The organism is Streptomyces populi, from assembly GCF_002911015.1.
In the GTDB taxonomy this organism is placed as follows: domain Bacteria; phylum Actinomycetota; class Actinomycetes; order Streptomycetales; family Streptomycetaceae; genus Streptomyces; species Streptomyces populi.
Map to the genome: position 1 here is coordinate 54774 of NZ_KZ626874.1, position 26511 is coordinate 81284.

Sequence of the window (26511 nt, forward strand, 5' to 3'; positions counted from 1 at the left end):
AAGGGTTATCCAGCCACGGCAGATTACAGAGCGTGAGAGCTCCACAGAAGTTGGACCAGAACCCAAACTCGGATACAGACGGTGTCCGTTTCACCTGCGAAGTCAGATGAGCCAGACCACCTCGCACAGAACGTGGCAGCCAGCGCGCTGCGGCTCTCGGGAGATGAGATGGCGCGCCTCGCCTCGCTGCGTCCGGACGAGCCGACCGGAATCCATTCCACCGACCAACGCTCACGCTGAAAGGGCCTGCCAGCGTCCTACTGGCGGGCCCTCCAGGCGGGGCAGCGTCTTGAGAACCGATACTTTCGCGAGGTCTGCACGCGCCGAGTGATTACGACGTAATCACCGCCGCACAGCTCATGCGGACGCATGAGCTTCTGGAGACGCGGAAGGAACCGGGGAGTGCTGCCAGCTGTGCGCCGACGCCCTCGGACTTTCGGATGTGAGCCCCGGGAAGGGTGACCAGAGCCCTGGCTTGGGCTGCGTCAGCATCAGCGCTCTGGCTTCTCGGCCGTCCAGATGACGTACCGGGACTCATCCTGGGCAGGCGGGGAGATGGGGTACTGCGGGCCGGGCTCAGGAGTGGGGGAGGGGTACTTCGTGTTCGAGGAGTTCGCCACCAGGACGGTGCGCACCGGTGAGGCTTCCGTCTTCGTTCGGTACGGGGGCGAGGGCCCGCCTCTGCTGTTGTTGCATGGTCACCCGCGCACGTCGGCGACCTGGCACCGGGTCGCGCCCGCGCTGGTGCGGCGCGGGTTCACCGTTGTATGCCCCGACCTGCGTGGTTACGGGCGCTCTCGCGGTCCGGCGCCTGCTTCTGATCATGTCCCGCATTCCAAGCGTGCCGTGGCCAAGGACATGGTTGAGGTCATGCAGGCGCTCGGGCACCAGCGCTTCGGGCTCGTCGGTCACGATCGTGGGGCCGCCGTGGCGCTCCGGCTGGTGCTGGACCACCCCTTTGTGGTGGACCGGGTGGCGTTTCTGGACGGCCTGCCGCTGAGCGAGCACCTGAGCCGTGCGGATGCCCGGTTCGCCACTGCGTGGTGGCACTGGTTCTTCTTCGCTCAGCCGGAGATTCCCGAACGCGTCATCAACGCCGATCCCGACGCCTGGTACCGCGGCGACCTCGAGATCATGGGGCAGGAGAATTACGACGAGTGGCGGGCCGCCACCAGGAATCCGGACGTCGTCCGCGCCATGCTGGAGGACTACCGCGCCGGACTCACGGTGGACCGCTGGCACGAGGAGGCGGACCGCGCCCGGGGTGCACGGATCGACTGTCCCGTCCTGGTGCTGTGGTCGCTACGGGACGACCTGGAGGACCTGTACGGCGACCCGCGCGCCATCTGGCGCGATTGGGCCGATGACGTCCGGGGCCACGGTATCGACGCCGGTCATCATGTGGCCGAGGAAGCCCCCGGCCCGCTCTCCGCCGCCCTGGGCGACTTCTTCGCCCGCTGACTACCCCGGTCCGGCGTTGAAACGGCATGCGTCTCCATGGCCGAGGTGGTGTCCAAGGAACCTCATGGTCGACAGCGGATGACGGTGGTCGCTGCTGCTGTCGAGCATGGATCAGCGCTGCCCGCAGGCCGGCACCAACCGCTCGCAGAAGTCAGCGAGATCGTCGGCGTCGGAACGCTCCCTGTGCCTTGTCAGCGGCGAGTCGGTTGCAGGCGCTCGATGCGGTCAAGGTCGCCGGTGAGAAGGTTCCGGTGGCTGATGGTGAAGTCTCCGTTGGGCAGGGTCTGCCCTTCGCCGTAGTACCGGCCCACAACTGCGGTGGGAAGGAAGGCGCGCAGGCTGTGGCGCATGTTCCTGGGGTAGTCGACGGGTTCACCCCAGCTGGCAGGGGCTTGGTCGGTGGAGAGCAGGACCCAGTGGTCCACGGTCACGGCGGCGTCGAGGTCCGGTGCCGCTCCGGTGTGGCTGTCCAAGGCCGGCATGGTCAACTGGTCGGGGTCGAGCGGCGGATACCACAGCAGCAAGGGCTTGGCGCGTTGCGCGTCGGTGTTGTCGAAGCAGCACACGGCGATGGTGTGGTCAGGAAAGTGGTCGGCGTAAAAGCGCAGGAGGTCCGGGTCGAGCTCTGGGCGGCGGTGCAGCGGCACTTGCCACAGCGCGGTGGGCACCGCGGTGGGGTCGGTGGCCAGGAGCACCGTGTAGATGTCATGGTCGAAGACCTGGACGGGCTGCGGTTCCGCGCTCATCCACGCGATGTCGTGTCCGGCGGCGACGGGTTCGACAGCGGCGACCATGCGGCGTAGGACGTCGCCGGTGCGCCCAGCGGAGAGGAAGTGCCTGGGGGTGAGCTGCCTGGTGGGCAGGTGCAGCAGCATGGCGTTCGGTCCGTCCGCCAAATTGACGGCGGTGTTCTGGTAGCCCAGGACGTGGATCAGGCCATGCACCGGGTGGTGCTGCCTTCCGCAGTACACGATCGTGCCGGAGAACGCGGCCTCACCTGTCGAGATGCACATGGCGGCAAGGTACCGCTCGGTCGTCCGGGATGAGTTCGGTGGTAGCGAGGCAGGCGTCGACCAGGTCGGGGCGGTACTGGATCTGCTTGAGCCTGCGCTTCAGGGCCCGGGTGATCTGCCCGAGATGGGCGGCGGTGAGATTGCCGATCTCCCGTTTGACGAGCGACCGGATATCCTCCTGCGGATTTAGGTCGGGCGCGTAGGAGGGCAGCTGGAAGACGGTGAGCCAGTGGGCGTTCCCGTCGATGAACTCACGCATTCCGGCGGTCAGGGGAAGATGTCGGTGAACTGGGCGCGGAGCCGGTTCACGGCGCGGGGGCGGTCGGCGACCAGGTCCGTGCGTCGACCGGTGAGGATATTGAGGTCGGTGACCGTCTCGTCGCCGGAGCGTAAAGGGTGCAGATCGCGGCGGATGCGTGTCTGGCCGGCGATGATAGAGAAGGAGGACGCATAGATTCTGATGAGCTGATGTACGAATTTCGGCGCGATGTCACGCGACCCGCGGACCGCCCGAACCTTCTGGACGTGACAGGGGCGAAGGGACTGGCCCAAGCCGCCGGCATAGCGAGCTTGTGGATCCGCAAGGGGATCGCCGACCGCGTTGAAGTGCTCGACCGGCAACGACTGGTCCTTGCCGTCTCATGGTCCGACGTTCGCATGCTCGATGATCCCCATCAGCAGGACACCTACCATGTCCGGACGCTGGACGATCAGCATGCCTGGACGCGCGTTGGCCATGCAGCTCATCTGCGAGACGCGTTGGCCGTGGCCGATGACCACTTGTCGTCTGGAAACGCATCTGCTGCGGTCGAGATTCGTCGAGGCCGCTCCAGAGTCGCCCTCCTGACACGGGCGGACCTGGGCCGGGTATGGCCCGGCAAGCCCAAGAGAGACGTCGAAGCCGGACCGGTTCGGTGAGCAGTGGCTACGGGAACTCCACCGCGTGGCCGGCCATCGACTACGGAGCGGAAGATCATTCACGGAATCACGGTCAGAACCTTGAAAATCCCCCCTGTGCTCACGGGTTGGACGGACCTGCTGAGTTGATCTCCCCAGCCGCCCAGGTGGGGTAGTAGCCGTTCAACGAGCTTGTGGCCGTGAACGCGGGCGCTGCGCCGGACGGCGGTCGGCGAGGGACTCACCACTGGGTGATGAGCGGCGTGTCCGGTTCGCGCTGCCTCCAGTCTTCGGTCAGGCGGGCGGAGGTGGCGGTGCCGCGCACCGTTGCGATCTTGCCTCTTGTGATGTCGAACGTCACGGCGCCGATGACCTGGTCGCCGATCACGAAGAGGATGCCGGGGGTGCCGTTGACGAGCACGTAGTGGACGGCGGGCGAGTCGCCGTTTCGCGGGGGTGGGCTTGAAGCCGGCCCGTGCGACGGCGGCGATGCGTTGCGCGGTGTCGAACTGCAGCAGCTTCTCGGTCAGGCCGGCGCCGTCGGAGATCGCGATGGCGTCGTCCCCAGGGCTGCTCGTTGGACAGGTATGACGACACGCACAACAGCTCCGCGGCATCCGCAACAACCCGATCGCCCGCACAAGCCGCGGATCGAGACCCTCGGCCGTTCAAGCAGGAGAAGGTACAAGTACAGCCTTAATATGTGCAGGTCACGGGAGGGGAAGCATGTTCGAAGTGAGGCACACGTGCCCGCATTTCGGACGGCTCCAGCACGACGGAGTTGTGCGACATCCGATCCAACGCCGGTAACTGCTACCAAGCCGGCCAGTTCTGCCGGGACATCGACGTGGGGGCGACGACTACGGACGCAGCAGGACGCGAGATCGCCTGCGACTATGAGGCCGGCGCCAATCGGTGGCACTACTGACAACCCGCTGACCGCTCACGGCTTCACCTGCCAGATCCGCAGGTGTGCGTCGGCGTCGTCACGCAGCAGCGGCAGTTCTGGCCGCCGAACCGAGGGTGGTTGCCCACCTTCCTATCGCCGCGGCCCTCGTCGCTCCCTCGGCCGGCGTTCCCTCAGTAGCGATTGCCCATCGCCACTCAATGCCATCAGCTTGGGAAGCTGAGGTGATTTGGGGCTTGTTCCGAAGCTGACCTGCTGCTGAGCGATATCGGCGCCCGGGACAAGGCCAGCTGGTTCCCCGGTTTTCCCCATGGTTTCCCGCACGATCTGACACGGGCCCGGCACGGCCTCTTCGCTCGCGGTCGGCCGGCGCAAGGCGTGGGTCCGCCACGATCGCGGCGGACCCGACACCCTTTACCGTCCGCAGCCGTTACCGCCGGCTCGGCCCCCACCAGCCCGCCGGCACCGCGGACATCACCTCACCACGACGTTGTCCCCGGACGACGTCGACGGCCCGGTGGTGGTGTTGCCGTAGTACACCCAGCGCCACGAACCCGTCCTGGAGGCCTTCAGGGTCGTCCTGAGATCACCCGAGCCGTTCGCGTACACCTTCTTCACCGTGGTGTAGGAGGCGGTGCCGGCAGGCTTGAACTGCAGGCTCACCAGACGGCCTCCGTAGGAGGCGTACTTCCTGGTCTCCCAGTTGGCCCGCGTGACCTTTCCGGTCACGGTGATGGTCCTGTCCTTGGACACCGGTTCGGGCGATGCGTTCACGGTCAGGCGGGAGTTGCGCTTGACGTAGACCGTCAGACCCTTGTCGTCGAAGTCGCTACCGTCGCCCTCGAAGTACACCTCGGCCCCGACCTTCCAGACCCCGGCCTCGCTGTTGTGCATGTCCCACACGCTCGGATCGAAGTACATCGTCTCGTTGAAGTCGCAGACGCCCGAGCTCACCTTGATGCAGTCGCTCGTCTCGACGGCGTGCCACAGCCGATCACCCGCACCACCGCGGTACAGGAACACCGCCGGCCACTTCCACTTGTGCGTGGTCGTCATCCTGAAGGAGGCGGGCACCGCGACCTCGTTCGACACCCCGATCACAATCGACTTGCCGCCATTCACCCGGACACGGGTGAAGGAGACCCCACCCTCGGCCGCCCCGGCCGGCGCCGCGGCCACGGCCGTGAACACCGCTACCGCACCACCGGCCACGACGGCTCTCCAGACCTGCTTCCCCACCTGATCCCCAATCTCCTTACGGAAAGGCACCGAAGGCACATCCCTCCAGCTCCTTACAGACGGCCGGCATCCGCACGGGGTTGTACACCCGCGCATCACAACGGGGCATCAGACAATCCCCGCCTCCCGCGAGGCGGAGAAGCCGGTACGGTGCCCGGGATCCGCGCGGCCGTCAGGAAGCCCGCAGGGGAGGGATCCCTCCCCAATGGGCCATGCATGAGCCGAGGACGGCCTGCGGAGGCACCCTGGTACTCCAGTTGCAGATCGCGACCTGCAGAGGCGTCATCTATGTTGACTCGGCTGAGGTGAGGATGACGGCGGCCGGGTGCGCCGGCATGTTTCGGATCTACTGTTCGTCCAGCGGATGCCTCAGTCGGGTCGGCTTCACAGCTGAGTACGTCGCTCGGCGGCGTCGAATGCGGGCGCGAGCGGGGCCAGCGCCGCGCGGAGCCGGTCGGGCAGCGAGCCGGAGGGCACGACGAGTCCTCCGGCGCCGAAACTCTCGGCGGCCTCCGGGTTCCCGGCCGGCCGGAGCCAGCCTTCCAGCGCGATGCGAACCGCCGCAGCCGCGCTTGCCGCGAGAACGCGGGCTGTGTGCGCTCCGGTGTCACCCAGGCGTTCAGCGATCACCGCCGTGAGCGGGGGCTCGATGTCGGCGGTTGTGTCGAGGAAGGCGTCGCGCAGCGCGGTCCGGGTGGTGATCAGCAGCAGCGCCTGCTGTTCGTGCTCACCGGTGTTCGTGTACTGCTCGACCACTGCTTCGGTGACAGCGTCCGCCAGGCGCACTCCTGCGGGCCGGGCCGCGACCGCCGTCGCGATCCGCGCCTCCCGGCCTGAGGTGACAGCGGCGACGATCGCCTGCTCGCGGCTGGCGAAGTAGTTGTTGTAGGTGCGTGGCGAGACCCCGGCCGCCTCGGCGATGTCCTCGACCCGCACCTGGTCCGGCCCGCGCTCCACGGCCAGGCGCAGGGCCGCCTCGCGTAGCGCCTCTCGGGTGGCCTGCTTCTTCCGCTCCCGCAGCCCTGGCGGTGGTGTCGTCACGGTGCCCAGCGTTCCACACAGAACTGCGTGCACGCAAACTTGCGTGCACGCACTTTTACTGTCAGTCTCGGCCCGACCGAGACCGGCAGAGGGGACGGCATCATGCGGGCAAGGGGAATGACCTACGACACCGGATTCGTCGTGCGCGGCCGGATGTCCCGCGAGCGCTTCGACCCCGCGGTGGTCCGGCGTGAGCTCGCCGTCATCCGCGACGACCTGCACTGCAATGCGGTCCAGATCATCGGCGGCGACCCGGACCGACTGGAGCTGGCCGCGGGCGCCGCCGCCGAACTCGGCCTGGAGGTCTGGTTCTCGCCCTACCCGCTGGAGCTGGACCCGGAGCAGATCCTCACGCTTTTGCGCGACTGTGCCGGGCGAGCGGAACGGCTCCGGCGGCGGGGAGCCACGGTCGTGTTCGTCGCAGGGGTCGAGCTGAGCGTGATGAACCGCGGGTTCCTGCCCGGAGGGAGCCCCGAGGAGCGGGTCGAGCAGCTGATGAGCCGACCCGAGCGGCGGGCCGAAGCGATGCGCGAGCTCGGCGTGCGCATCAACGCGTTCCTCCACGAGGTCGCTGCCACGGTCCGCGAGCGCTTCCAGGGCAAGCTCACCTACGCATCCATCCAGTTCGAACAGGTCGACTGGACCCCCTTCGACATCGTGACGTTCGAGCTGATCCGCTCCGCCGAGGTCGCCGACCGGTTCCGGGACGCGGTGCGCACCCTGGCCCAAGGCCCGAAGGCGCTCGCCGTCACCGGGTTCGGCACCGCGGCCTACCGCGGCGCGGGAGACCGCGGCGGGCGCGTGCTGGAAGTGGTCGAGCATGATCCGCGGACCAAGGCCCCTGTACGACTGAACGGCATATACGAGCGTGACGAGGCCGGCCAGGCCGCGTATCTGAGCGAACTCCTGGAGATCTTCGACACCGAGGGCGTGGACAGCGCGTTCGTGTTCCTGTTCGCCTTGTCCGGCTACCCGTACCGCCCGGACGGCGACCCCCGGGACGACCTGGACCGGGCAGGCCTGGGCATCGTCAAACTCCTCGAAGGACGCCGAGGACAGGCCTACCCCGACATGGAATGGGAACCCAAGGCCGCCTTCGCGGCAGTGGCACAGCGGTATCGGAGGTGACCGGCCCGGCGCACGGTGACCACGGCTCGGGATCTGCACTGCACCACAACGGGGAAGGCTCTGCGCTGCCGTCTTTCGATCAAGCAGGTGGCCGGAGTCTGTAAATCTGCTGTGGTGGGTTGATGGCTGGGCGCCAACGCTCGATAAAGCGGCCGGGCCAACCTCTGGACTGCCCAGCAGCGGAGTGGAGCCGAGGGCTTCGGCAAGGCAGGCTTGGGCCATGATGTCGCTTTTGCGCTCGCCGCCTCCGCCCGGGGCGGGGCGGCGTAGCCGGGTCCTCTTCACGCTGATGCAGTGTGTGCCCTTCCTGATCGCGCTGGCCGTGCTGGTCATCGAGCTCACGCCTGCGCACTTCATCTATACCGGGCCCTTTCTCACCGCGGTCCCCGCTTTGGCGGCAGTGACGATGGGGCCCAAGGGAACCACTGCGGCGGCGGTTCTGGCGCTGGCGATCAGCGCGATCACCGCGACCTACAACGGGGCCTGGGGCACCCTTCAGGTCTACACCAATTTCCTGGCCCTGTTCCTGGTCTCCGCAGCTAGTTTCATCACCAGCAGCGCCGTGCAGACGCGCAGGCAGAGAGAGCTCGACCAGGTTCGGCGGATCGCCGTGGCGGCACAGGAGGTCGTGCTGCGGCCCGTACCCGCCCGGCTGGGCCCAGTGCTCACGGGAAGCCTGTCCCTCGCGGCGGGGACGGGGGCGCAGGTGGGCGGTGATCTGTACGAGGCCGTGCAGACGCGGTACGGCGTCCGGATGATCGTGGGGGATGTCCGCGGCAAGGGACTGACCGCCGTGCGCGCCGTCGCGGTGGCGTTGGGCGCGTTCCGGGAAGCCGTGCACTACGAGGACGATCTCGTGGAGGTCATGAACCACTGCGCGGCCGCGCTGCGACGGGAAATCGCCACGCCGGGCGCGTACGACCAGGACGTTCTGTTGGAGGGGTTCGTCACGGCGCTCATCGCGCAGGTGCCGGACGAACCCGTGGTGCAGCTGGTCAACCGTGGGCATCCACCGCCGCTGCTGCTGCACTTGGGCAGCGCCACGGCACTGATGCCGCTCTCGCCGTTGCCGCCCCTCGGTCTCGAAGACCTCGCCACCGACCTCTCCGTCAAGCCCGAGAGCTATCCGTTCGTTCCCGGTGACCGTCTGCTGCTGTACACCGACGGCGTGATCGAGGCCCGCAACCACGACGGCGAGTTCTTCGCTCTGTCGGAGGCCGTGGAAGGGATAGACGCCGCTACCGCCCCATCAGAATTCTTGGAGCGACTGCACCAGGCATTGATCCGCCATAACGAGGGCGACCTGGCGGACGATGTGGCGATGATCCTCGCTGACCGGCTCAGCGGCGAAAGCGTTGTCGGCTCTATGCCGAAGCCGCCTTCCGGAGGGGCGGGCGTGGGGTAGCGGTCGTTGTGGGCCGCCCTGCCGCAGTTCAAGGACCGCCCTCCACGCGGTCTGTAAATCTGCCGGCTTCGCCTTCCCAGGTTCGAATCCTGGCGCCGCCACCCTAAAGGGAATCGGCCCCTGACCAGCAAGTTTGGTCAGGGGCCGTTCTCGTTCCCGGACCACGCCAATGCCCGCCACTCCCCGCTGTTCCCCGCCCCTTCTGGCACGGCCGTGGCACACACCGTGAGCTTGATCATGCGGTCGGCGGAGTCTGATGACTTACGTAACCCGGCGGGCCATGGTTGACGGACTCGCAAGGCCCGTAGCCCTCTCGCTGGGAGCCATGGCCACGGCGGCCAGTCAGGTCTACTTGGCCGGTCAGGCAGTTCGGCGGAACTGCCTTCGGTGACGCCCGGTGCGTCGCGGCGCCTCCTGGGTCAGAACGGTGGGTCGTCGGAGCAGCCTTCCTCCCAGGGAACCATCGCTTCGGGATCCGAGATCCATGGGTCGGGAAGAGGGCCGGGCTCTACGCCCCAGGTCACGAGGCACCGTTTAGCGAGGTACCGGTAAACCCGGTACTCGCTGTTGCTCAGAGTGCTGCGTACCAGCGGTACGAGCTCCGGAATGTGTACGGCCAGTTCAGGCGCGGCGAGCGTCATCGCGGCTGCGTGCACCGCAGCTTCCCGGATCAGAAGGTCCGGATCAGCAAGGTACGGCTGCGCTGCCTCGTAGATGAGCGGGAGGATGGCACGCACCGCGGCGACATCGTCAGGTGCTCCCGGGCCGTCTTCGTCGTACGTTGCGTCGTAGGCGAGGTCACCTAGGACTTGTCCGGCCGATCATGTGACTGCTTCGGATCCGTGTCGTTGATGTGGACATGGGGCGGGGCGATCTGACGGATGTCGAGTGGGAACGGCTGCGGCCGTTCCTGCAGGTCAGCAACGGGCGGTGTGGCAGGTGGCGGGATCACCGACAGGTGATCGACGGGATCCTGCACCGGGTGCGGACCGGGGTGCAGTGGCGCGATCTGCCCGAACGGTTCGGTCCATGGAAGACCGTCTACGAACGCCACCGCCTGTGGTCGGCGGACGGGACCTGGGAACGTCTGCTCCAGCAGGTCCAGGCCGCGGCCGACGCCGCAGGCGAGATCGACTGGGACATCTCGGTCGACTCCACCATCGTCCGCGCGCATCAGCATGCGGCTGGCGCCCGCACCGACCCACCGCCGGCCCCGAGATCAAAGGGGGCCTCAGGGGTGGAACACCAGACCGAGACGCCGTGGCAGAGCCTGGTCGCCCGCCTGGTGGAGGTGGTGCGGGAGGTGAGGGCCTGGGCCGCTCGCGGGGTGGGTTCACCAGTAAGCTGCACCTGAGCGCGGACGGCCGCTGCCGCCCGCTGTCCGTGATCGTTACGCCAGGTCAGCGGGCGGACTGCACCCAGTTCATGTCCGTCCTGGAGAAGATCCGCGTTCCCCGGCCTCGGGAGACATCGGTACAGCGGTTATCGGTGAGAACGATCATGGTCAGGCGCGAGTGCGCTGACCCTGTTCTCGTACTCGCGGCGGGCCTTGCGCTGGGCTGGCACTGCGGGAAGGCCCTGGCCGCCGTCGAGCGGCTGGCAGCGGGCGAGGAGTTGGCGGTGTACGGCGGGGACGGCGCTGACGCGCAGGGTGTAGCCCTGGCCTCGCCGTACGGGCACCCCCTGGTCGAGCGCGGTGCGGTCGGCAGGAGGTCGGCGACGGCGGTACGGATGGCGCCGCGGCTGACGCCGTGGTCGCGAGCGAGGGCGGCGATGGAGCGGCCCTCCAGGTACGCGGTGCGCACGCCGGCGGTCTTCGCCACGGCGGGGCGGCGCCCGCCCTTCGCGCCCTTGGCCTCGGCGGCGCGCAGTCCGTCGTACGTCAGCTCGCGCTGGAGGTCGCGCTGGAGTTCGCCGGCGGCGGCGAGGGTCTGCACCATGAACTTCACGGTGGACAGCAGCTCGCCGGTGCGCGGGTGGCGGGCGGTGAGGTCCATCGCGGAGAACGCGCCGTCGTGGATGCGCAGCGCCACTTGGTCGCGGTGGAGGACGTCGAGCACGTCGAGGATGTGCCCGGTGCCGCGTACGAGGCGGAACATCTCGGAGATGTGCACGGTGTCGCCCGGCCGCGCGTACGTCAGCAGCTCGCCGAACTTCGGGCGCTGGAGCGGGTGGAGGCGGCTGGAGGTGCCTGGGTCCTCCTCGAAGACGACCGGGTCCTCGATCCCGGCCTCGGCCAGGACGAGGTCCTGTCGGGCGGTGGACTGCTGGTCCGTCGAGACCCGCTTGTAGACCAGGTTGGCCACCGGAGGGCCCCTTCCGTACAGAGGGCCGGACCCTATCTGTCGTCAAACCCTGTCAGCAATCACCATCGGATCTGATTGGATTCCGGCCGCCGCGAACCCCCGGATTGCACGGGTTCATTGGACACGCCGCCTGCCTGTCGTCAAGCGATCGTTTGACGACAGGCTGTCTTCGGGGCCGTGGCTACTCGGGCAGAGGTCTGTCCTGGACGACGTTCTTCATGACGATGGTTGAGGTCAGGCGCTGGACGCCGGGCAGCCGGGCGAGCTTCTGGTCATAGAGCTGCTGGAATGCGGACAGGTCGGCGGTGGCGACGCGGAGCAGGTAGTCAGGCTCGCCAAAGAGGCGTTGCGCCTGGAGCACGTGGGGAACGGCGGCCACGGCTTCCTCAAAGGTGCTGACGGTGTCGGGATCTTCCCAGCGCAGGGTGGCAAAGACGACCGCTTCGAAGTTCAGGCCGACCGCGGCGGGGTCGACGACGGCACGGTAACCGCGGATCGCGCCTTCGCGCTCGAGGTCGCGCAGCCGGCGATGGCAGGGGGAGACGCTGAGCTGCACCCGGGCGGCCAGCTCGGTGACGGTCAGACGGCCGTCGAGCTGCAGCTCGGTAAGAATCTTCCGATCCAGGGCATCCATAGAGAAGATTCTCCCCCGGATGTCGGGATCATGGGGTAAAGAAGCAAACACCTTCGGGCCGATCCCGCCTAGCGTTCCCTGCAGAGCAAGAAGTGCGAGAGGGAACGTTCGATGGACACGACAACGCTGGCGGCCTTCCTGGCCGTGGACCTGCTGCTGGTTTTCACGCCCGGCGCGGACTGGGCCTACGCGATCTCCGCCGGGCTGCGGGGGCGCTCGGTCGTCCCGGCGGTCACCGGTCTCATCGCCGGTCACATGGCGTACGCGCTGGTAGCTGTAGCGGGCCTTGCGGTGGTCGTGGCGAGTTCCCCTGCCGCGCTCACCGCCCTGACCGCGGCGGGGGCCGGTTACCTGCTGTGGCTGGGCTGGGGCGTGCTGCGGCAGCCGTCCGTTCCGACGGCCGGAAGAGAGAGCGCGGACGCCTCCCAGTTGCAGGTCATGCTCAAGGGCTTCGGGATCAGCGGTCTGAACCCGAAGGCGCTGCTGCTGTACTTCTCGCTGTTCCCGCAGTTCATCGACCCGGCCACGGGCTGGCCTGTCGCCGCGCAGACCGGGCTGCTCAGCACGGTGCACCTGACCGCGTGCGCCGTCGTCTACCTGGCGGTCGGCGTCCTGGCCCGCACCGTGCTGAGCACCCGGCCCTCGGCCGCCCGGGCCGTCACCCGTGCCAGCGGTGTCATGATGATCGCCATCGGTGCCTTCCTGCTGGTGGAACGCCTCGCCGTCTGAGTAGCCGTTCCCGCCCCGCTTCACCCGACACGGACACGAAGGAGAGCCCAGACGTGGCAGAGCAGCCCCAGGAGCAGGCGAGCCCGCCGATCCAGAAGCGAGTCCAGGACAGCTTCGACCGGCAGGGCCTGATGACCCACCTCGGAGCCCGCCTCACCCACATCGGCCCGGGCCGCGTCCACATCGTGCTCCCGGCCCGGGCTGAGGTAACCCAGCAGCACGGCTACGTCCACGCCGGCGCCACCAGCGCCATCGCGGACAGCGCCGGCGGCTACGCGGCGCTGACGCTGTTCGACGAGGACTCCGAGGTCCTCACGGTCGAGTACAAGATCAACCTCCTCGCGCCGGCCGCCGGCGAACACCTGGAGGCGATCGGCACCGTCCTCAAGCCCGGACGCACCCTGACCGTCTGCCAGCTGGAGGTTTACGGCGTCCAGGGCGACGGGGCGCGCATGCTAGTCGCCAACGGGCAGCAGACCCTGATCCGCGTGGCCAGGCCCGCCCAGTAACGGCGCAGCCGGTCGTACCGTCGTTCCCGGCGCCGACACGCTGCCCGCACACGGCTGCCGCCCGGCACCACGTGCGGCCCAGATGTTGCGCCTGTCATGGCCGGGGGCTTGGCCGGGCATGGGTCCGCGCTGAGCTCAGGACGGAGGGCGGATCTCAGTCGGGCAGGCCCCAGAAAGAGCCGTGCAGGCCGACTTCGGCGAAGTAGGAGGCCGCGGCGGCAGGGTGGCGGCGGACATAGCCTGCGTCCAGGCGTCCGGTGTACCAGTCGCTGGCGAAGCGCCACAGCGTGGGCAGATCCATGACATAACCGCGCTCGTTCCCCGTCCTGTGCAGCCAGGTGTCGACGCAGTCGGTGGAGCAGAAGAGACGCTGGTTGCCGCAGGTGTGCACGACGTCGTCCCAGGCCCGGCTCATGGGGGTGAGGAAGTGGGCCACCTGGTCGCCCTTCGGGGGCGCCTCGCGGCCGACGACCCAGGCGTGCGGGGTGTCGCAGGCCGGGCAGCGGGTAGCGACCAGCACGTCAGGCTCGTCCTTGAGCAGGTGAGGCAGAGCGAACGAGTCCCAGGCGCAGCCACCCCACCACAGGGTCCGCGTCCCCATGACGGAGAAACCGAGCGGCACGGAGGCGAAGGGATGGGCCATCACGACCCGGTCTTCGTCCTGCGGGTCCAGGACCAGATCGTGGCGTGCGTGGAGGGTGCGCAGTTCCTGGCGTACCCGGTCGGGGGCGAGTGCGGTGAGCGCGGAGAGCTCCGGCACGCTCGGTGCACGTCCGGTGCCGGCGAATCCGTGGTAGACGGCCAGGCGCACCCCCTCGGTCTCGTCGGGGCTCACCGGAGCTGTCGAGGCGTTCTCGGTCATGCGTGTGGTTCCTTCGCTGATGGAGGCGATAAGTCCAGCGTGCGCCCTGGGCAGGGGCAGGGGCTTGAATGAGGTCGATCCCTGGGAGTGGACACCGGGTTTCATGCGACGAGTGACGGCGTACGTGACGTGATCAGTTGTTGTTCGAACTCGGCTGGGGTGAGGCAGCCGAGCGCGGAGTGGCGGCGGCGCAGGTTGTAGTACGACATCCAGCCGAACAGCTCCAGCCGCGTCTGCGCCTTCGAGGTCCAGCGGCATCCGTGGAGCAGCTCGCGTTTGAGGCCCTGGAAGAACGACTCGGCGAGGGCATTGCCGTAGCTTGAGCCGACGCGGCCCATGCTGCGGCGGATGCCGTGTCGGCGGCAGACCTCGGCGAAGGCGGCCGAGACGTATTGCGCTCCCCTGTCGGTGTGGAGGACCACGCCGTGTACGTCACCACCGCGGGCGGCCACGGCCGTCTCGATCGCGTCCGTCGCCAGGGACGTGCGCATGTGGTCGGTGATCGACCAGCCCACCACGCGGCGCGAGCAAATGTCGATCACCGTGGCGAGATACAGCCACGAGGACCCCACGGGTATATAGGTGATGTCGCCGCATCACTTGGTGTTTAGTGCCTGCGCGGTGAAGTCGCGCATCACCAGGTCTGGGGCGGGCGGGGCGGTCTTGTCCGCGATCGTGGTGCGCTTCCTGCGCCGCAGATGCCGGCCGATGACGTGATTGATCCGCATCAGCCGGGTCACGCTCCCCCGCAAGCGGGGGTACCCCCAGCGGTTGATCTTCCGCCCGCGCGAGCGGAGTTCGGCATGGATACGCGGGGCACCGTAGGCGCCGTGGTGTTCGGTGTGGATGGCGCGGATCTCGGCGACCGTCGCAGCTCCTCGGCCTGGCGCTCGGCACGGGCCTGGACGGTGTCCTGGTGCCGGTACTGAACTTGAATTGGTGATGTCGGGCTCCGCGGCTGCTGGAGTACTCCAGCAGCCAGGGCCACATGGCAAGGTGATGTTGAAATTCTGCAGGTCGGTACGCTTCGGCTATGAGTGATCGATTGGGCTCCGTCGGAGACGACATCGGCCGGGTCAGGGGAACCGCTGGGTATGCGCGGGCGGCGGACGTGCTGGCGGTCCAGTACGAGGAAGTCACCTTCGGCGAAGTCCACCGTGACGTGTTGAGCCTGGTACCCGTCGAGCCTGCCCGGATCCTCGACATCGGCGCAGGCACGGGCCGCGATGCTGCCGCGTTGGCAGCCCTGGGGCACAGCGTCGTGGCTGTCGAGCCGACGGCGGAGCTGCGGGGACACGGACAGCAAATCCATGCAGGCAGCGCCATCGAGTGGGTTGACGACGCTCTCCCCATCCTTGCGCTTCACCAGTGTCCAGGTCGGTTCGATGCGGTCTTCGCCACTGCGGTGTGGATGCACCTGGACGCCGAGGAACGTGGACTGGCGATGGCCAGGATTGCCGCCCTGCTGATGCCTGACGGCCGGTTCTTCGTCAACCTCCGTCACGGGCCTGTGCCCGATGGTCGTCACATGTTCGACGTGTCCGCTGCTGAGACAGTCGAGCTGGGGGCAGCACACGGCCTGCAGACGCTCCTGAGCAGCGAGCGTTCCGATCTCCACGGCCGCGACAGTGTCCGGTGGAGCTCTCTCGTGCTCCAGGCGAAGGACTCCCGCAACACACTCGACTGAGCGCGAATTACGGACGAGGGTCCTGCATCCGTCAGTCGAGGGTCATGCCGGTGCCGGCAAGGCAGCCGTCGATCAAGTGCGGGCGATATTGGATCATCTTGAGTTTGCATTTGACGGCGCGGGTGATCTGGCCCAGGTCAGCAGCGGCGAGGTTGCCCATGTCGCGTTTGACCAGCGACCAGATCCCCTCCTGCGGATTGAGGCCGGGGGCGTAGGTGGGTAGCTGGAACACGGTGAGCCAGTCGGTGTTGGCCTCGAAGAACTCGCGCAGCGGCGCGACCAGGTGCATGCGCAGGTTGTCCCATGCCAGGACGATCGGGCTGCCGAGCTGGGTGTGGGCGCGGAGAATCAGGTCGCGGTAGTCCTTCCAGCCGAAGCCCTTCGGTTCGTCCTTGCGGCCCCGGTACTCACGGATCGCATAGATCAGCCGGGACCGCTCGCCGGGCTTGTAGCAGGTCGTCCCCGCCATGGAGACGCGGCCCGAGCCACGTCCGCGCACGCTGATCACTGGAGTGCTGCCCTGGCGGCCCCAGGTCCTGGCACGCGGCGGCGTCATCGACTGGCCGGCTTCGTCCTCGAAGACCACCCAGGCGTTGTTGACCGCCGCGGTGCTCTTACCCGCGGCCAGACCTCCCGTTTCCACAGCTCCACCGCGTCGTCGTCTCGCTCGATCGCGCGGCGGGCGGGCTGCTGCCATGACCAGCCGTGCCGTCTCAGTAGCCGCCACGTGCCCTCCACGGTGTACGAGACGTGGAACAGGCGGCCGATCATCGTCTTTACCCGAGCCAGCGTCCACCGTTGGTCGGACCACCCGTGGGTCAGCGGGCCACGCTCCAACTCCCGCTCCAGCTTCTCTATCTGGATGTCCGACAGTCGAGGACGGCCAGGCGATCCCTTCGACGCCACCCCGTCCAGGCCCTCCTCACGCCATTGGCGCCGCCAGCGTTCCACCGACCTCTCTGAGACCCGCAATGCGGCAGCGATCTCCCGGTTCTTATCCCCGCCCTCGAAGCCCGTCACGGCCTGCAGCCGGACCCGCTCTCGAGCCGTCCTCTCAGCGTCGGTCAAGCCACCACCCTGCGGATATCTCACCCCACCAGGACCATCGAACCCACTGGCACGCTGTCCGGTGAACAGCCCGACATCATCCATTCAAGTTCAGTAGTAGCCAGAGCTGGACACGCCCAGCACCCGGCACAGCCGCTTGATGGCGAAGTCGGCGCGGTTATCGGAGATGAAGTCCCAGCGGCGGATCGTCACTTCACCTCCTTGGCGAAACAGGCGGCTGCCCGGCGCAGGATCTCGCGCTCCGAGTGCCACTCCTTCTCTGCCTTCAGCAGCCGGGCGTTCTCGGCTCGCAGCCGGGCCAACTCCTCGACCGCGCTCCCGCCGACGTCGCGGTGTTCGGGCGCCGCCTGGGACGCGTCCTTGCGGACCCACGTCCGCAGCGACTCGGCTGTGATACCGAGATCAGCAGCCACCGCCGCATACGTGCGCTTGCCGCCCGCGGCGCGATAGAGCGCGACGGCGTCCTTCCTGAACTCCTCCGGGTACGGAGACCGGCGTCCCATCTGGACATCCCTCCCTGGACCATCAAGATCTATTGTCAGGGTGTCCACTTCAAAGGATCAGCCTCACACTGACCGAGAAGGTTCACCGGGCTCACGGTTGGGCGGTTGGATGGCGGTGACGTTCATTCCGACTGCTGGAGGTGTGGTGGCCGAGCCTGTGCGCGTGCGCAGACTGACCGATCAGGAAGGGCAGAAGCTGCAGCAGATCGTGCGCCGGGGCAGCACCAACTCGGTGCGCTACCGGCGGGCGATGATGCTGCTCGCTTCGGCGGGCGATCACCGGCACGGTTTGCGCCGAAGTGGGTTACCGGTTCGGGAAATGTGGAACCTGCGGGGACTCCGATCGCTCCTGGTAGGTGAATTTCGTGTCCAACGTGAGGGCGCGGCGGGCTTGTTCTGTCCTTTGCCACGTCGGTCCGGCGCCGTCTCCTGCCTGCTCCGTCGTGTGCCCGTTCCGCCTTGGCCGCAAGAGGGGGCCGATAACGCACCGTTCTTCAACGCTCGGGCCGGTGTCGGCCTCAACCCCCTCCAGGCTGCGTCTTGTCCGGGTTCAGGCAGTCGCGGTCAGCGAGGGCCGGCCTGAGCCGGCGTGACGACCACCGACCACCGATTGCCGGACAGTTGCTCCCGCTCGTCCTGTCCTCCACATGAGAAGGCTCACCAGTGATCCATGAGAAAACGCCCGTGTTGGTCGACGAGTCAGGGGAGGGGGTGAATGGCCGGCCGGCCTCCTGGGAGCGGCGGCTGCGGGACTTCGGGCACGTCGGGCGTCCGTCTGTGTCCGTGCGCGAGCGCCTGGTCGTGCCGTTTCCCGAACCCGGGTCATGGCTTTGGCGCACGCTCGGGTTCTCCCCGGCAGCGGGGCGCCGGCTGGCGCGCTGGTCGCAGTGGGGCGGGCCGCTGCTGGTGGCGCTCCTGGCCGGGCTGCCGCGTTTTTGGCGCCTGGGCAGCCCGCGGGCGGTCGTGTTCGACGAGACGTACTACGCCAAGGACGCCTGGTCGATGCTGCGGTTCGGCTACGAGGGCACCTGGCCCAGCAGCAAGATCTCCGACCCGCAGATCCTCGCCGGTCCGCAGGTGATCCCGCTCTCCGACACCGGGTCCTTCGTCGCGCACCCGCCGACGGGCAAATGGGTCATCGCCCTCGGCGAGTGGATCTTCGGCCTCACCCCCTTCGGCTGGCGTTTCATGACGGCGCTCCTTGGCACGCTGTCGGTGCTGATGCTGTGCCGAATAGGACGCCGCCTGTTCCGTTCGACCCTGCTGGGCTGCCTGGCCGGAGCGCTGATGGCCGTGGACGGTCTGCACTACGTGATGAGCCGCACCGCGCTGCTCGACCTCGTCGTCATGTTCTTCGTCCTGGCGGCGTTCGGCTGCCTGCTCATCGACCGCGACAGCTCGCGGGCCCGGCTCGCGGCAGCTCTGCCGGTCGACGAGGACGGCCGGGTGCGCCCGGACGGACACACCGGCGACCGTGCCGGGACGGGAGCGCGACCCTGGCGGCTTGCCGCCGGCCTGTGCCTGGGCCTGGCGGCCTCGACCAAATGGAACGGCCTGTACTTCCTCGCCTTCTTCGTGATCCTCACCCTGCTGTGGGACGTCGGCGCTCGCCGCGTGGCAGGAGCGCACCGTTCCTACCGCGCGGCGCTGCGTAAGGACCTCGGCTGGTCGGTGCTGTCCCTCGCCCCGGTCGCTGTCCTGACGTACCTGACGGCATGGACCGGCTGGTTCCTGTCCGACAACGGCTACGGACGCCACTGGGCGGACGCCCGGGGTGGCACATGGTCGTGGATCCCGGCTCCGCTGCGCAGCCTGTGGCACTACGAGCACTCCGTCTACCAGTTCAATGTGGGACTGAGTACTCCCCACAAGTACCAGTCGAACCCCTGGAGTTGGCCGGTCCTCGGTCGCCCTGTGCTGTTCCACTACCAGTCGCCGGCACCCGGGCAGGACGGCTGCCACGCGACGGCCGGCTGCGCACAGGCAATCCTCGCCCTGGGAACACCGCTCCTGTGGTGGTTGGCGTGCTGCGCACTCGTGTACCTGCTCTACCGATGGGCGCTGCGCCGTGACTGGCGCTCCGGCGCGATCCTCTGTGCGGTAGGTGCCGGCTATCTGCCCTGGTTCCTCTACCAGGACCGCACGATCTTCTCCTTCTACGCGGTCGTCTTCGTGCCCTACCTGTGCCTGGCCGTGACGATGATGCTGGGAGCCCTGTTGGGTCCTGCGGGAGCGACTCAGGGGCGCCGCATACGAGGTGCGGTGGCCGCGGGCCTGCTGGTCCTGCTCATCGCCTGGAACTTCATCTACTTCTTCCCGGTCTACACCGGACAGACGATCCCGTACGCCGACTGGCACGCCAGAATGTGGCTCGACACCTGGATCTGAGCCCGGCCACCCGCCGCCCAGTACGCGGCGCTGCGCGCGTCCTCGACCCGCCTTCGCCGAGGTCTGCCGCCGACACGGCATCCGCCGCAGCATGGGCCGCGTCGGCTCAAGCTACGGCAATGCCCTCGCCGAGTCGTTCTTCCAGGGCCTCAAACGCGAGCTGCTCCACGGATGCCGCTGGACCTCGAAGGCGTAGACGCGGCTGGAGCTGTTCGGCTGGATGTCGTACTACAACCTGCGCCGCCGCCACTCCGCGCTCGGCTGCCTCACCCCAGCCGAGTTCGAACAACAGCTGATCACGTCACGTACGCCGTCACTCGTCGCATGAAACCCGGTGTCCACTCCCAGGGATCGACCTCAGGCTGAATCCCGGCATGAAGCCTGCCACCTCCTGCGATCTGGTTCAGGCGAACAGGGTGGTGAGGGCTGCGGTGATGGCGGCGGCGAGGGTGATGACCGCGGCAAAGGCGGTAGCGGCGCGGGTGAGGGCGGCGGGGTAGGTGGCGCCATCCATGCGGGCGAGCTTGCCCGCGCCGGCCGCGACCAACAGCGCGACGATGATCACGAGTCCGAGGGTCAGAAGAACGACAGCGATGGCCACGGCAGACTCCCTGTACACGATGGGGTGTTGACGTGGACGAAGGTCGTGGAAACGGTGTGCGCCGGGGGTCGCCGGGACAAAGATGAACACTGGCGAACACATCAGGGGGTCGGGGGCGAGCACGTGCACGACGAGCAGAACGGCGACAATCAGGCGCTCACCGAACTGCGCAGGCGACTGCACGACGGGCTGGCCCTGTCCGGGCTGAACAAGACACAGCTCGCGGCCCGCACCGGCCTGGGGCGTACGACCGTGTCGCAGGCCTTTCAGGCCGACGGGCCAGTGCCCTCGGCGCAGACCGTGGCTGTGCTGGCCCGTGCACTGAAACTGCCGGTCGAAGAGTTACTGGTGCTACAGCGGGAGACTGCCGGGAACGGTGAACGGCCGGGGCCCGGCAGGTTGATCGGGGAGTGGGGGCCGCACGATCTGGAGGTTCATCCGGCAGGGCGCCGCGAGGTGGTTGACGGTTCGGATGTACCCGGGACCTGGGTGCTGCCCGGGTACGTGCGGCGCGAGCATGACCGGGTACTGGGCGAGGCGGTGCAGGATGCGGCTGCCGGCCGCAGCCGGATCGTGATCCTGGTGGGCACCTCGTCGACCGGGAAGACCAGGGCGTGCTGGGAAGCCGTGCAGCCGCTCGCGGACGAAGGTTGGCGGCTGTGGCATCCCTTCGACCCGACCCGTGCGGAGGCCGCCCTGGAGGACCTGCACTGTGTCCAGCCGCGCACGGTGGTGTGGCTGAACGAGGCTCAGCACTACCTCGGCAACCGGGCGGCCGGCGAGCGGATCGCGTCAGCCGTGCACCACCTGCTGATCAGCCCGGAGCGTGGACCGGTCCTCGTGCTGGCCACGCTCTGGCCCGAATACGCCCAGCAGTACACAGCTCTGCCCGCCCCTGACGAAGACGACCCGTACAGCCGGGCACGGGAACTGCTCTGTGGCCGCACGGTGACCATCCCGGATTCCTTCGACGCTGCGGCCCTGGCCGCGGCAGCCGCCCTCGCCAAGGGCGGTGACCGGCTGCTTGCCGACGCCCTCACCCGCGCTCACACCGACGGGCGCATGACCCAGGACCTGGCCGGCGCTCCCGAACTCCTCGCCCGCTACCAGTCCGCAAGCCCGCCGGCCAGGGCGCTGCTGGAAGCAGCGATGGACGCACGCCGCCTCGGCGTCGGCCTCCACCTCCCGCAGGCCTTCCTCACCGACGCCGCCACCGACTATCTCAGCCAGTACGACTACGACCAGCTCACGGATAACTGGGCCGAAACCGCCTTCGCCGAACTCGCGGAACCCGTCCATGGCAAACAAGCACCCCTGCGCCGCACCACCCCCCGACCCCCACGACGTCCACCCACCCCCTCCACAGCTACGCACCCACCCTCCCGGCAACAGGCGGGGCCGGTGTTCCGGCTCGCCGACTACCTGGAACAACACGGCCGCACCTCCCGCACCCATCTGTGCCCGCCAGCCTCCTTCTGGCACTCCGCCCACGCTCACCTCACCCACCCCGATGATCTGGACAACCTCACCCAGGCAGCCGAGGAACGTCACCGCCTGCAATGGGCCCACCACCTCCAGCGCCGAGCCGCCGACCACGGCAGCGAGCGCGCCCTGTTCCACCTGGCCTGGCTGCGGAGGGAGGCCGGGGACCGCCAAGGTGAGGAAGCCCTGGTCCGGCAGGCCGCCGGCCACGGCAGCACCGACGCCCTGGTCCACCTGGCCGAACTACGGGAGGAGGCCGGGGACCGGCGGGGCGCGGAAGCCCTGGCCCGGCAGGCCGCCGACCAGGGCAGCACCGACGCCCTGGTCCGCTTGGCCGGGTGGCGGGAGATGGCCGGGGACGGGCAGAGTGCGGAAGCCCTCTACCGGCAGGCCGCCGACTACGGCAGCACCCACGCTCTGGTCTACCTGGGTGAGCTACGGGAGAAGACCGGAGATGCGCAGGGCGCGGAAGCCCTCTATCGGCAGGCCGCCGACCAAGGTGACACCGACACTCTGTGCTTCCTGGCCGAGCGGCGGGAACGGTTCGGGGACCGGCAGGGCGCGGAAGCCCTGGCCCGGCAGGCCGCCGACCGCGGCAAGACCGACGCTTTGTTCAGCCTGGCCGAGCGACGGGAGGATGCCGGGGACCGTCAGGGTGCGGAAGCCCTGGCCCGGCAGGCCGCCGACCGCGGCAAGAGCGATGCCTTGTTCCGCCTGGCCGAGCGGCGGGAGAGGGCCGGGGACCGGCACGGCGCGGAAGCCCTCTACCGGCAGGCCGCCGACCATGGCGTCATCTTCGCCCTGGTCCGCCTGGGCATGCTTCAGGTGGATGCCGGGGACCGGCAACCCGCCGACTGCGGCGGCACCAGGCCCCTGTTCCGCCTGGCCGAGGAACTGGAGGGGGCCGGGGACCGGCAGGGTGCGGAAGCCCTGGCCCGGCAGGCCGCCGACCGCGGCGACACCGATGCCTTGTTCCGCCTGGCCAGGCTGCGGGAGGAGGCCGGGGACCGGCAGGGCGCCGAATTCCTCCGCCGGGAGGTCGTCGACCATTACCACATCAGCTCCCTGTTCCGCCTGGCCGAGGGACTGGAGGGGGTCGGGGACCGGCAGGGCGCCGAATTCCTCTATCGGCAGGCCGCCGACCGCGGCGACACCGACGCCTTGTTCCGCCTGGCCGAGCGGCGGGAGAGGGCCGGGGACCGGCAGGGCGCGGAAACCCTGGCCCGGCAAGCCGCCGATCACGACTACTCTGGCACCGTGGCATTCCTGCCCGAGGCGAAAGTGCTTCATAGACTTTGGCCGTATGGCCTGGACCCAGACGGTGCGCCGACGCCCCGATGGCAATGATCCACGCGCTACAAGCCAGGACGAGACGCATCTGCCGTCGGTGGATGAACTGGAAGCCTGCGCAGAAAACCCGTGAGGAATCATCGCTCCTCGCTCAGACTCATCTCTGGGGCCAAGAAGTGGTGTCAACGAGGGCGACATGGACTGACCCGCGAGGGCTGTGGAAGCAGATGTCCTCATCCCGGACATCACCAACATGCCTGTACATCTTTCGGACAGCTGTCAGGCATGCTGCTGAACTCCCGCATGACTCATACGTCTGATGACCAGCCAGTACCAGAGATGACGGAGACACCCCTGTCCTGACGTCGCTGGCGGGAGGTACCTCTATGTTCTTCGTCAAGCGTGTGGGCAGCTTCGCCTGAGGTGCGGTCTTCTTGAGCAACTGTCAATTCCTGTGGATCAGGGTGCAGCTAGACAGCTCATGTGGCGGGCTGCACCGTCCGTGTCGCCCAGCGTCTACTCGTGCAGGAGTGTGGGGCTGGCGCCAGTGCGTGCGTGGACCAGTGTTCTCACCATGCTGACCCCTGCCACGACGGCGGAGAGTTGCGACACGGGGGCAGGGAGGTTGGAAGAGTCCCCCCTGGTCACAGGGAGATGGGGCCGAGGTCGGCGGCGGTTTGGGCCAGCGCACGGATGACGGGGCTGTCATTGTTGGAGCGCCACGTCAGGGCGAATTGGATGGTGGGGGCGTCGTGGATGGGCAGAAACGCGATGCCAGGGGGGTTGTTGTAGCGGGCGGCGATTTCACCGAGCGGGTGGACGCAGTGTCCGGCGGTGATAAGGGAGAGGATCTCGTGGAAGGTCCGTGCGGCGGGCCCGCGGGGGATGCGGCGGCCGAGTGGCGTGCGCGTGGGAACCATGGCCGATACCCAGTATTCGGGGGCCTCGGGGCCGAGGTCGACGACGTGGTTGTCGGCGAGATCCTCCAGGGACACGCTGCCGCGATCGGCCAGCGGATGGTTGGTCGATATGGCCAGCACGCGGCCTCCGGTGAGCACGGTGGGACCGACGGTGAGGTCCGGTTCGGCAACGGGCAGCCACAGCACATGCACGTCATGGTCTCCGGTGCGCAGGGCGGTGAACGGGTCGCTGCCGTTGATTTCGCCGAACAGGACATCGCAGCCGGGGTGACGAGCGAGGAACGCGTCGACGAGTGGGCGTAGTTCGTGTCCGGCGTGGCCGAAGACGCCCAGCCTCAGGGTCTGGCCGCCCAGGGAGGCCGCTTCGGCGCGGGCCAGTCCCGCCTGGAGGAGGTCGAGGGCCTGCTGGAGGTCTTCACGGAGGCGTCGGCCGACAGGAGTCAGGCTCACGCGCCGGCTAGTGCGATCGAACAGGGCCACGCCGAGACGCCGTTCTTGTCTCCCGATGGCCTGGCTGACGCGGGCCTGGGACACGTGGAGCCGTTCGGCGGTGCGGCCGAAGTGTAGTTCCTCGGCCAACGTCAGGAAGATCTCGATGTCGCGCAGCTCCATGGATAACCCCCATGTTATGGATCTCTGCGCGAACCCTACATTGATCCGCCGCTGACCTGCATCGATGCTGAGTACACCACTACCGCACAGGCGCCACATGCCTGACGAACGCATCGACAAGGCAGGGGAAACTGATGGGCGCCATGCAGGCGATCGCCGATCGAGTCGAGATCGAGGCGCTGCGCGCCGAGCTCACCGACGCGGTGATGATGCGTGACTTCGACCGCGTTGCATCGCTGTTCACACCTCGGGGCGTGATGCGGTGGCCGCACATCGACAAGGAGTTCATCAGACGGGAGCAGATCCGTGCCGGGGCCGAGTGGGGGCAAGGGCTCTGGGAGTCCTTCGTGCAGAACGTTCACCCAGGCGTCATCCGGCTGGACGGTGACACCGCGACCGGCCGCGCGTACGTCCAGGAATTCGGGCGGATGCGCGACGGCGCTTCCCACCTGAACTACGCCCTCTACCACGACCGCTACCAGCGCACCCCGGACGGCTGGAGGTTCAGCGAACGCGTCTACGAGGTCAGGTACCTGGACTCCACCCCGCTGGCAGGCTCGCCGCTGCCGGCAGCTCCCCGGGGCTAGCGCGACGCGCGACAGGCCCGGAACCGAACGATCAGGCCCCCCTTTTTTATCCAGATCAGGAGTACCTCATGGACCTCGCACTGTGGATCACTGCCGGGCTGCTGGCCGCCGTCGCCCTGCTCGGCGGCATCACCAAGACGTTCATCCCCAAGGAGAAGCTGGCCGCGCAGCATGGCGGCGAGTGGACCGGAAATGCCAGCGCTGGCTTCGTCAAGGCTCTCGGAATCCTTGAATTGCTCGCCGCGGTGGGCCTGATCCTGCCCGCCGCGCTGGACATCGCACCGGTCATGGTGCCGGTGACCGCTCTGTGCTGGACCCTTCTGATGGTCGGCGCGATGGTCACCCATGGCCGCCTCGGCCAGTTCAAGCTCGTGATGGTGAACTCGATCTATCTCGTGCTCGCGGCCTTCATCGCGGGGGGACACCTCGCCGCCTGAGCACGGCCCGCGCGGTCGGTGAAGCTCTTCCCACCTCTGTGACCATGCATCGCACGCGCCGACGAGAGCAATCGTCAAGAGTTGCGAGTCGGTTGAGGTGGGTCACGCTGCGGCTGGTTCCCCGGGGCGTTCGACGAGGTGACCGTTCTCGAAGTCGGCTCCGGCGCGCACGAGTGCGACGAGGTGGGGTGCGGCGACCGCGCGCCAGCGTTCCTGGGCGGCTTCGGTGAGCTTGAAGACCATCGCGAGGGCGGCGGCTGTGCTGCCGGCGCCGCGGGTGACCTTGGTGCGGAGTTTCACCGTGGCGAAGGTGGACTCGATGGGATTGGTCGTGCGCAGGTGGATCCAGTGCTCGGCGGGGAAGTCGTAGAACGCCAGCAGCTCGTCCACCTCGTCGGTGATCTTCTTCGCCGCCTTCGGCCATTTCGCGCCGTAGTTCCGTTTGGCTGGGACGGTCTGTACGTCCTTCTCGGCGAAGTGTTTGTCTTTGTGCGTCGTCTTCGGGGCCGGGTGGATCGGGTGTGTGCCGGCCTGTCCGGTTGCCCGGTTGTGCGGGGAGGGTTTCGTGGACATGCGGTGTGCGTGGTTCTCGGCGGAGTGGGGGTTTTTGCTGTCGTGCCGTTGTCCGGGGCTGGTGCCGTGGTTTTCGGTGGCGGCGGCGGGGGTGTGCTGCGGGCCGCTGCCCGGGCGTATTGGGGCCGGGGTGTGGACGGCGGCGGGGGTGCGCTGCGGGGTGGTGTGATGGGCCGGGTGCGTGTTCCGCGGGGTGTCGGGGATCTGGCCGGCGCGGGCGCGGCGGCGGTGG

The 26511-nt window shown here is 68.1% G+C and carries 23 protein-coding genes and 6 pseudogenes; 13 read left to right on the forward strand and 16 right to left on the reverse strand.

Going from position 1 to position 26511, the window contains the following annotated elements; translation table 11 throughout:
- The first annotated feature begins 600 nt into the window (after positions 1-600).
- On the forward strand, positions 601-1461 hold the full coding sequence (locus CW362_RS19450) for an alpha/beta fold hydrolase (RefSeq protein WP_103550806.1): 861 nt from the start codon (positions 601-603) through the stop codon (positions 1459-1461).
- A gap of 191 nt (positions 1462-1652) precedes the next feature.
- Here the strand turns inward: CW362_RS19450 and CW362_RS19455 are convergent, their stop codons facing one another.
- The 6 genes and pseudogenes from CW362_RS19455 to CW362_RS19485 all read right to left on the reverse strand — a co-directional run bounded on the left by CW362_RS19455 (position 1653) and on the right by CW362_RS19485 (position 6558).
- Entirely contained in the window at positions 1653-2474 is an 822-nt protein-coding gene (locus CW362_RS19455) for a hypothetical protein (protein WP_103550782.1), read from the reverse strand.
- Positions 2455-2751, reverse strand: a pseudogene (locus CW362_RS19460) (hypothetical protein); the annotation flags it as partial. The pseudogene CW362_RS19460 and the gene CW362_RS19455, both read right to left, overlap by 20 nt.
- Positions 2742-3095 (reverse strand): IS110 family transposase, encoded by a 354-nt coding sequence (locus CW362_RS45650; RefSeq protein ID WP_376454448.1) that lies wholly within the window; start codon positions 3093-3095, stop codon positions 2742-2744. The pseudogene CW362_RS19460 and the gene CW362_RS45650, both read right to left, overlap by 10 nt.
- Positions 3096-3612: 517 nt before the next feature.
- Positions 3613-3792: a hypothetical protein gene (locus CW362_RS44570; RefSeq protein WP_240657867.1), complete on the reverse strand. Its 180-nt coding sequence runs from the start codon at positions 3790-3792 to the stop codon at positions 3613-3615.
- Positions 3793-4752: 960 nt separating this feature from the next.
- A complete protein-coding gene (locus tag CW362_RS19475; protein ID WP_162684130.1) occupies positions 4753-5517 on the reverse strand; it encodes a hypothetical protein in 765 nt (254 codons plus the stop codon).
- A 384-nt stretch (positions 5518-5901) separates the two neighbouring features.
- The gene (locus CW362_RS19485) at positions 5902-6558 is read right to left on the reverse strand and encodes a TetR/AcrR family transcriptional regulator (protein ID WP_103550785.1); all 657 of its coding nucleotides are present in this window, start codon (positions 6556-6558) and stop codon (positions 5902-5904) included.
- A 117-nt stretch (positions 6559-6675) separates the two neighbouring features.
- On the opposite strand from CW362_RS19485, the gene CW362_RS19490 reads away from it, so the two are divergent.
- Both CW362_RS19490 and CW362_RS19495 read left to right on the forward strand, forming a co-directional pair.
- A complete protein-coding gene (locus CW362_RS19490) occupies positions 6676-7686 on the forward strand; it encodes a hypothetical protein (RefSeq protein ID WP_103550786.1) in 1011 nt (336 codons plus the stop codon).
- A gap of 220 nt (positions 7687-7906) precedes the next feature.
- A complete protein-coding gene (locus CW362_RS19495; protein WP_103550787.1) occupies positions 7907-9091 on the forward strand; it encodes a PP2C family protein-serine/threonine phosphatase in 1185 nt (394 codons plus the stop codon).
- A gap of 419 nt (positions 9092-9510) precedes the next feature.
- Here the strand turns inward: CW362_RS19495 and CW362_RS43340 are convergent, their stop codons facing one another.
- Positions 9511-9828, reverse strand: coding sequence for a hypothetical protein (locus tag CW362_RS43340; RefSeq protein WP_162684131.1), 318 nt, complete (start codon positions 9826-9828; stop codon positions 9511-9513).
- 122 nt (positions 9829-9950) lie between these two features.
- Here CW362_RS43340 and CW362_RS19505 point away from each other — a divergent pair.
- Positions 9951-10552 (forward strand): annotated as a pseudogene (locus tag CW362_RS19505) (IS5 family transposase); the annotation flags it as partial.
- On the opposite strand, the gene CW362_RS19510 reads toward CW362_RS19505, so the two are convergent.
- Both CW362_RS19510 and CW362_RS19515 read right to left on the reverse strand, forming a co-directional pair.
- Complete coding sequence (locus tag CW362_RS19510; RefSeq protein WP_240657868.1) at positions 10492-11397, reverse strand: recombinase family protein; 906 nt, start codon at positions 11395-11397, stop codon at positions 10492-10494. The pseudogene CW362_RS19505 and the gene CW362_RS19510 sit on opposite strands and share 61 nt — an antisense overlap.
- 181 nt (positions 11398-11578) lie before the next feature.
- Complete coding sequence (locus tag CW362_RS19515; RefSeq protein ID WP_103550790.1) at positions 11579-12031, reverse strand: Lrp/AsnC family transcriptional regulator; 453 nt, start codon at positions 12029-12031, stop codon at positions 11579-11581.
- Positions 12032-12142: 111 nt separating this feature from the next.
- Between CW362_RS19515 and CW362_RS19520 the strand changes: the two genes are divergently transcribed.
- Positions 12143-12760 carry a LysE family translocator gene (locus CW362_RS19520; protein ID WP_103550791.1) on the forward strand — a complete coding sequence of 206 codons (618 nt, stop codon included), beginning with the start codon at positions 12143-12145 and terminating at the stop codon, positions 12758-12760.
- A gap of 131 nt (positions 12761-12891) precedes the next feature.
- Positions 12892-13269: a PaaI family thioesterase gene (locus CW362_RS19525; RefSeq protein ID WP_376454472.1), complete on the forward strand. Its 378-nt coding sequence runs from the start codon at positions 12892-12894 to the stop codon at positions 13267-13269.
- A gap of 154 nt (positions 13270-13423) precedes the next feature.
- Here the strand turns inward: CW362_RS19525 and merB are convergent, their stop codons facing one another.
- Together merB and CW362_RS19535 are read right to left on the reverse strand one after the other, a co-directional pair.
- Positions 13424-14131 carry an organomercurial lyase gene (gene merB / locus CW362_RS19530; RefSeq protein WP_103550793.1) on the reverse strand — a complete coding sequence of 236 codons (708 nt, stop codon included), beginning with the start codon at positions 14129-14131 and terminating at the stop codon, positions 13424-13426.
- 101 nt (positions 14132-14232) lie between these two features.
- Positions 14233-15041: pseudogene (locus CW362_RS19535) on the reverse strand (IS3 family transposase); the annotation flags it as partial.
- Between the two features lie 123 nt (positions 15042-15164).
- Between CW362_RS19535 and CW362_RS19540 the strand changes: the two are divergent.
- The gene (locus CW362_RS19540; protein WP_103550794.1) at positions 15165-15818 is read left to right on the forward strand and encodes a class I SAM-dependent methyltransferase; all 654 of its coding nucleotides are present in this window, start codon (positions 15165-15167) and stop codon (positions 15816-15818) included.
- Positions 15819-15849: 31 nt separating this feature from the next.
- On the opposite strand, the gene CW362_RS45655 is transcribed toward CW362_RS19540, so the two are convergent.
- Positions 15850-16910 (reverse strand): IS630 family transposase gene (locus tag CW362_RS45655; protein WP_420856873.1). Its coding sequence is split into 2 segments (ribosomal slippage): positions 15850-16463 and positions 16463-16910, totalling 1062 coding nucleotides; the frame shifts between segments, so codons are not numbered across the junction.
- A gap of 69 nt (positions 16911-16979) precedes the next feature.
- Positions 16980-17389: pseudogene (locus CW362_RS19555) on the reverse strand (transposase); the annotation flags it as partial.
- 145 nt (positions 17390-17534) lie between these two features.
- Between CW362_RS19555 and CW362_RS44575 the strand changes: the two are divergent.
- The 3 genes and pseudogenes from CW362_RS44575 to CW362_RS19570 form a co-directional block, all read left to right on the forward strand.
- A pseudogene (locus CW362_RS44575) lies at positions 17535-17672 on the forward strand (IS630 family transposase); the annotation flags it as partial.
- Positions 17673-18100: 428 nt separating this feature from the next.
- Positions 18101-19777: a dolichyl-phosphate-mannose--protein mannosyltransferase gene (locus CW362_RS19565; RefSeq protein WP_240657869.1), complete on the forward strand. Its 1677-nt coding sequence runs from the start codon at positions 18101-18103 to the stop codon at positions 19775-19777.
- A gap of 49 nt (positions 19778-19826) precedes the next feature.
- A pseudogene (locus CW362_RS19570) lies at positions 19827-20105 on the forward strand (integrase core domain-containing protein); the annotation flags it as partial.
- 75 nt (positions 20106-20180) lie between these two features.
- On the opposite strand, the gene CW362_RS44580 reads toward CW362_RS19570, so the two are convergent.
- A complete protein-coding gene (locus CW362_RS44580) occupies positions 20181-20378 on the reverse strand; it encodes a hypothetical protein (RefSeq protein WP_338069069.1) in 198 nt (65 codons plus the stop codon).
- Positions 20379-20402: 24 nt separating this feature from the next.
- Between CW362_RS44580 and CW362_RS19575 the strand changes: the two genes are divergently transcribed.
- Positions 20403-23207, forward strand: coding sequence for a helix-turn-helix domain-containing protein (locus CW362_RS19575; protein WP_240657871.1), 2805 nt, complete (start codon positions 20403-20405; stop codon positions 23205-23207).
- Between the two features lie 587 nt (positions 23208-23794).
- Here the strand turns inward: CW362_RS19575 and CW362_RS19580 are convergent.
- Positions 23795-24682 (reverse strand): LysR family transcriptional regulator, encoded by an 888-nt coding sequence (locus tag CW362_RS19580; RefSeq protein ID WP_103550797.1) that lies wholly within the window; start codon positions 24680-24682, stop codon positions 23795-23797.
- Positions 24683-24816: 134 nt separating this feature from the next.
- Here CW362_RS19580 and CW362_RS19585 point away from each other — a divergent pair, with 134 nt between their 5' ends.
- Both CW362_RS19585 and CW362_RS19590 read left to right on the forward strand, forming a co-directional pair.
- Positions 24817-25269 (forward strand): nuclear transport factor 2 family protein, encoded by a 453-nt coding sequence (locus CW362_RS19585; protein ID WP_103550798.1) that lies wholly within the window; start codon positions 24817-24819, stop codon positions 25267-25269.
- A gap of 68 nt (positions 25270-25337) precedes the next feature.
- Positions 25338-25706: a DoxX family protein gene (locus CW362_RS19590; protein WP_103550799.1), complete on the forward strand. Its 369-nt coding sequence runs from the start codon at positions 25338-25340 to the stop codon at positions 25704-25706.
- Between the two features lie 102 nt (positions 25707-25808).
- On the opposite strand, the gene CW362_RS44585 is transcribed toward CW362_RS19590, so the two are convergent.
- The coding region (locus CW362_RS44585) for a transposase (protein WP_240657873.1) at positions 25809-26511 on the reverse strand (703 nt) is incomplete at its 5' end.

What these genes read in the sequence shown, in the direction of transcription:
- CW362_RS19455 (WP_103550782.1), bottom strand. Translation starts at nt 2,474, where the DNA reads ATGTGCATCTCGACAGGTGAGGCCGCGTTCTCCGGCACGATCGTGTAC.
- CW362_RS19490 (WP_103550786.1), top strand. Translation starts at nt 6,676, where the DNA reads ATGACCTACGACACCGGATTCGTCGTGCGCGGCCGGATGTCCCGCGAG.
- CW362_RS19495 (WP_103550787.1), top strand. Translation starts at nt 7,907, where the DNA reads ATGATGTCGCTTTTGCGCTCGCCGCCTCCGCCCGGGGCGGGGCGGCGT.
- CW362_RS19515 (WP_103550790.1), bottom strand. Translation starts at nt 12,031, where the DNA reads ATGGATGCCCTGGATCGGAAGATTCTTACCGAGCTGCAGCTCGACGGC.
- CW362_RS19520 (WP_103550791.1), top strand. Translation starts at nt 12,143, where the DNA reads ATGGACACGACAACGCTGGCGGCCTTCCTGGCCGTGGACCTGCTGCTG.
- CW362_RS19525 (WP_376454472.1), top strand. Translation starts at nt 12,892, where the DNA reads ATGACCCACCTCGGAGCCCGCCTCACCCACATCGGCCCGGGCCGCGTC.
- merB (WP_103550793.1), bottom strand. Translation starts at nt 14,131, where the DNA reads ATGACCGAGAACGCCTCGACAGCTCCGGTGAGCCCCGACGAGACCGAG.
- CW362_RS19540 (WP_103550794.1), top strand. Translation starts at nt 15,165, where the DNA reads ATGAGTGATCGATTGGGCTCCGTCGGAGACGACATCGGCCGGGTCAGG.
- CW362_RS19580 (WP_103550797.1), bottom strand. Translation starts at nt 24,682, where the DNA reads ATGGAGCTGCGCGACATCGAGATCTTCCTGACGTTGGCCGAGGAACTA.
- CW362_RS19585 (WP_103550798.1), top strand. Translation starts at nt 24,817, where the DNA reads ATGGGCGCCATGCAGGCGATCGCCGATCGAGTCGAGATCGAGGCGCTG.
- CW362_RS19590 (WP_103550799.1), top strand. Translation starts at nt 25,338, where the DNA reads ATGGACCTCGCACTGTGGATCACTGCCGGGCTGCTGGCCGCCGTCGCC.